This is a genomic window from uncultured Tissierella sp. (assembly GCF_902479755.1).
GTDB lineage: Bacteria > Bacillota > Clostridia > Tissierellales > Tissierellaceae > Tissierella > Tissierella carlieri.
Genome location: NZ_CABSQO010000080.1, coordinates 1 through 5,291, shown reverse-complemented (window position 1 = coordinate 5,291; position 5,291 = coordinate 1). Strand labels below are relative to the sequence as shown.

Below are 5,291 nucleotides of genomic sequence, written 5' to 3'. Positions count from 1 at the left end.
TATACATACTTTATATATATAATGTACATAGATTTTATTTTTATAAGATTTTGAAGATTTTTTGAAGAATTTCGAAAAAAAGATTTTGAAAAGGTTTTGAAAAATATTAAATATTTAATATTTGAAGAAATTAATTCATTTTTTCTATCGCTTATACTTCACTTTCTATAATTCCTATTCTTAAAATTTCTCCCTTTTATTCCTACGTTTTTACCACATATCATCTTATGACTCTCCGATATTTTTCATATTTTAAGCCCTGTTTATACCACTATTTAAAATAAAATATAAAAGTGATTATTGATTCACCAACCAAAAGAGGTAAAAAATATTGATACAATCAAGCTGTATCAAATAATTGAGGTAGGAGAAAGAGGGGGAGAAAAAACAGGTGCTTGCACTATGTCCATTCTACTCCTTTTTTCTATCGTTCAACTTCACCCCTTAACGGGGTTTGTTTCACTTGAAAAAAGGGCAGGCCAACTTCCCTTATTTTTTTCACTACGTTCAAAAAACTTCGGTCGTTGCCACCGCACGCAAAACCCTAAAGGGCTTCGTTCCCCCAAAAGGCACGGGGGAACTACGGGGCTTATTTTTTCTTCCTTCGGTCGAAAAAATTTCTAAAAATAGTCTAAGGACTATTTTCAGAAACAGCCCTTTTGCTTGCAGAATGGACTGTCCGTTTATCCTGCCTTTTTAAAACCTCAAAAATACTTCAAAAATATTTCAAAAGTTAAAGTCAAAATAAATTCAAAAATAGCTCAAAAGTAATTTTGTATTAAGATAATTCTGTTTTAATGGAAATGCAAATTTTATTTACTGTTATCTTTTCCTTATCAAATGATAAGGAGAGATAGTAGATGAGTAAGAAAAAAGAATTAGGTCAATTTTACACAACAAATGCTCAATACATTACAGAAGGTTTGTTAGATATTTTCCCAGAAGGAGCTACAATAGTAGAACCTTTCGCTGGTAATTGGGATTTATTAAATCTAGTTAAAGATAAACACAAAGTTGAAGCATATGATTTAGACCCTAAAAATGATGAAACTGAAAAAAGAAATAGTATTTTAAATCCACCAGATTATAGAAAGAAGTGGGTCTTTACAAATCCCCCTTACCTTCATAAAACAAGAACAAAAGAGAAAACGGTCTTTGAAAAGTTAAAAACTGATGATTTATACAAAGCTTCAATAAAAACAATGCTAGAAGCAGAGGGGGGAATACTAATCATTCCATTAAACTTTTTTAATGCTTCAGACAAAGAATTTAGAAAAGTTTTTCTTTCTAAATTTGAAGTCCAAAAACTAAAAGTTTTTGAAAAGCAAATTTTTGATGATACACCTCTTCCAGTTTGTGCTTTTTCTTTTATTAAAAAAGAAAATACAGAGCAAACTTTAAATACAATTTTCCTGCCGAAAGGAAAAGAACAAAAATTCAAAATAAAACTAGAAGAGGGTTACACAATAGGAAGTGAAATCTTTAACTTAGAGCAGTCAAATATAAAAATTAAAAGATTGACTAACACTAAAGAAAGACCAGCACTTTCTTATCTTCATATAAAATGTATAGACTCAGGAACGGAAGAAGGAAAAGTCCAGATGTTCTGGGATAGAGAAAAATATTATGGTGATGAAAATAGAAAAAGTTATATAACTGTTTCATTTGATCAGCATATACCAATAAAATACCAGAAGGCTCTAGTAATAGATTTTAACAAGAAATTAAATAGCTATAGGAAAAAATACAATAGTATGTTTTTATCAAATTTTAAGGCTTGTGGGAGAGATATGATAAGAAAGAGAATAAGTTACACACTTATTTATACTATTATTTCAAATGTTTTATATGAATATGGCCTTTAAATAAAAAGCTCCAGTTTTGACTGGAGTTTTCATATTACCACACGTTAGTTATATTTAGTATAGTGTGATCCTTCTTAATAACGAATGTACGATCTTTTGTATTAGAATAAACAAACGTGCCACAACTATCTGGAGACAGTCCTGAGAAGTGTTCATTTTGTTCTTCATCATTAAAAAAGGCATCTTTTATATCCTCTATTGTCATTCCTAATAAAAGCATTTGTTTTTTTGTTTCATCTAAAAATTCAAATCTATATAAGATATCATTAAATATCATTCTTTCTTTCATATGTAAAACCCCCTTATATAATTTCTTATATTTTAACATAAAAGAAGTTAAAAAGCTTCATTAGTCAATAAAGTTAAGGCATTAACATTATAAAAAATGAAATACTTACATATAATTTAAAAAACAATAAAGGAGGTTGATGAAATGACTAGAAGAAGTACAAAAGCTAGAAAACAAGCAAGTGTAAAATTGAATTGGAACAATAAAACTTTAGAAAAAGTAGCAAGATATTTCTTGTATTCAGAAGGTAGATTATCAAAAGACCAAATAATCGAAATAGGAAATCAAACCCTATTTCATAAATTGAAGTCAGGAGGATATATAGAAGAAGTAAAAAATACAGATAAAGGAGTTTTTAAAACAACAGAAAAACTTAGAAATCAATATAAAGTTAATGTTGATAGTAATGCTCGGTTTTCTGGAAGTGGAAGCACAGAGCATTCAAAGGGAGTTTATAATATTGTTAAACTGCTTCCACAGAACATAATTATGCAGGGAAAAATTCAAACAGAAGAGGATTTAAAAGATGAATTTAAAAAGTTAAAGAAGAAAAAAGAATTTAAAACGAATGTCACGAGTTATAGAGAAAAACTGAATAGCGATAAAATTAATCTTATAGCTAAATATAAAAAGGAACTGCAAGGCACCCCAAAAAGCAGACAAGCCTTATTGAAAGCTCATTATACAAAAGAAATAGAAAAAATAGATTATAGATTGAAAGTATTAGGAGATACCAAAAGGGGTATTTCACATTCAGACTTTCGTGTTATTGCTACAAGAGAAGAAGCTGAAGAATTATTGATAAACTTACAATTAGAAAGGGATAAATTTGAAGATAGTTATTATATTGCTAGATTTGATAGGGCAATTGATAAATTACAAAATATTATAAGTGGAGCTGAGCCTACACAAGAAATCCAAATAAATTTTGAAATAATAACAAAGAATTATGAAGCACGAGACATTATAGCTAAAGAAAATTATGAGGTAGTAACAGGAGAAGAAATGATTTTTTTACCTGCCTATTAAGAAGTTCTGTATAAAACTTTATAGATTTGTTATATAATTTAAAAAAGGAGTTGAGTGATATGGAAGAGATAAAAAAATACTGCAATAAAACTTTTTACGAGATACAAAGAGCATTTCAAGATAATTTAATTTCTGTTTCTATAAGATCAAGTCATGATATACCTAAAAAATATAGTAAGTTGTTTTTAAGCAAATTAGGATTAATAAGGAGAAAAATCGAAAGAAGTGCAGTTGGCTTTGTAGATGGGAATTACTATATGCTATTAAGTGATTATAGAAAACAGAGAATATCAATTTATAAAGGGAGCGAAGAAATAGATTTAAAAACACTTGTAGATGATACTACTCAAGAAATAAAAGATTATTATTTTAAACTTAGTGAAAAATATAGCCTTAGTTTAGATATAAATAATTTATTTGAAATAAAGTTGGTTATTAAGTCGTTTCCTACATTAAATATAAATCAATATGAAAGAGTACATAAAATAAATGATGATATAGATAAAGAAGAAGTTTTAAATAACATAAAAGAATATGTAGATAATTTAACATTAGAAATATATAAACAGTTTAAAGATAATTTAATGTATAAGGAGTATATAGAAACCAGTAGGGAAACTGTAAAATTAGAGGAAGTTCTAGATAAACACTCAGAGCTACTATATCTAACTAAAACTGTAAAAGGAAAATATAGTAGAGATGATTATTACAGGGATAATGATTTTGAAAATACATTAATTGATGAGATAGAAAGACAAAGAGCTATCTGGTATTATTATAAAATTTCACACAGGATAGAAATAGAGGATAAGGGAAAAAGAACAATAAAGCCAAAAGTTCTTGATGGCTTCTATAAGTTAAAAGAAAAAGCTATTTTCTTCTACGATGCTACTGAGGATCAAGAGTTTAAGAAGCAATATGATATGATTTTAGAAACTAATAATTTAATTGAAGAGTATAAGACAGAGGTAGAACACAAAAAAATAAAATAGAGTTATAAAATAAAAAAACTACAGTAATATATCAATATAACAATTTTCCTTACTTGCAGGAAAGGAATTTTGTATATAACACTCCCCCTTGTTCTTCCCTTTTAGTTTTTAAAAAGAAATTCCTATATGCTTAGCGTATAGGAATTTTTTCGGTTATAAGACAATAAATTGTGATAAATAATTTCTATTAATCTATAATGAAATATAATAAAGAAAACAGGTAAGAAGATGTAGAAACAGTTAAGTTTCAAAAGGTAGGAAATTTCAAAATGGAGGGATTTTTAATAGGTTGAAATTTCTTATGTCTTGAACTATTCTGGAGTACATATCTTCTTTTTTAGTACAAAAATATAAAAGCTAAAAAACAAGGAGGTACGTGTTATGAAAACTATTTTAAATTTAATTAATTGTATGGTTGGAACAGTAGGAGCTATACTTAGTATGGCATTAAGAAAGGAAGGGAAATTCGGGCAAGCTATGAATAAGGCTTTTAAGGGTGTAATAGTATTAAATACAGTTATTAATACAATACACTATACTTCTCAAATTGAGAGCCTTGAAACAAGAATAATAGTATTTGGAGTTGAAATTGTACTATCAATTTTATACATTATATCAGTTGTAGATATCAAGCTCGACAAAATAGCATTCTGGACACTTTAATTAGTGTCCTTTTTGCATATCTGTAAGAATTAAAATTTATAAAAAAGGAAGGTGTAGTTAATGAATTTAGTAATTACTTTAATGATTTTATTTTTATTACTTGGTTTTAAGATATTTAATTTATTAAAAGGAAGGATTAATGGTTTATTATTAGCTTTTATTTTTATTATTTCTTATTCATTTATAATGAATAAGTTATTTGAATTGTTTGAATGGAGGGCTATAATATTTTTCTTTATGCCTTCGATAATTTTGTGGTTAGTAGATTTTAATAGATGCTAAGATTAATAATTCAGTATTAAATAATAGAGTAGGGAAAAGTTCGAAGTAGAAGTTCAAAAAAAATGAGGTCAATAATTACAAGTAATACAATCAGAAAACTATTAAATCGAACTTTAAAACTATCATTTAATTTGAAACAAAAATGTTATTGGTATCTATATAATATTATTT

At 27.0% G+C, this 5,291-nt stretch carries 6 protein-coding genes; 5 read left to right on the top strand and 1 reads right to left on the bottom strand.

Translation table 11 applies throughout. The annotated features are described in order from the left end of the window. The first annotated feature begins 860 nt into the window (after window positions 1–860). Complete coding sequence (locus tag RDK80_RS19955) at window positions 861–1,865, top strand: Eco57I restriction-modification methylase domain-containing protein (RefSeq protein WP_308525311.1); 1,005 nt, start codon at window positions 861–863, stop codon at window positions 1,863–1,865. 34 nt (window positions 1,866–1,899) lie between these two features. Here RDK80_RS19955 and RDK80_RS19950 read toward each other — a convergent pair whose 3' ends face one another. Further along, on the bottom strand, window positions 1,900–2,154 hold the full coding sequence (locus RDK80_RS19950; RefSeq protein WP_308525310.1) for a hypothetical protein: 255 nt from the start codon (window positions 2,152–2,154) through the stop codon (window positions 1,900–1,902). Window positions 2,155–2,298: 144 nt separating this feature from the next. Here RDK80_RS19950 and RDK80_RS19945 point away from each other — a divergent pair, with 144 nt between their 5' ends. The 4 genes from RDK80_RS19945 to RDK80_RS19930 all read left to right on the top strand — a co-directional run bounded on the left by RDK80_RS19945 (window position 2,299) and on the right by RDK80_RS19930 (window position 5,120). Next, on the top strand, window positions 2,299–3,183 hold the full coding sequence (locus RDK80_RS19945; protein WP_308525309.1) for a hypothetical protein: 885 nt from the start codon (window positions 2,299–2,301) through the stop codon (window positions 3,181–3,183). 59 nt (window positions 3,184–3,242) lie between these two features. Beyond that, window positions 3,243–4,175 (top strand): hypothetical protein, encoded by a 933-nt coding sequence (locus RDK80_RS19940; protein ID WP_308525308.1) that lies wholly within the window; start codon window positions 3,243–3,245, stop codon window positions 4,173–4,175. A gap of 381 nt (window positions 4,176–4,556) precedes the next feature. Then, the gene (locus tag RDK80_RS19935; RefSeq protein WP_308525307.1) at window positions 4,557–4,838 is read left to right on the top strand and encodes a hypothetical protein; all 282 of its coding nucleotides are present in this window, start codon (window positions 4,557–4,559) and stop codon (window positions 4,836–4,838) included. Window positions 4,839–4,898: 60 nt separating this feature from the next. Then, window positions 4,899–5,120: a hypothetical protein gene (locus tag RDK80_RS19930; protein ID WP_308525306.1), complete on the top strand. Its 222-nt coding sequence runs from the start codon at window positions 4,899–4,901 to the stop codon at window positions 5,118–5,120. Window positions 5,121–5,291: the final 171 nt, after the last annotated feature.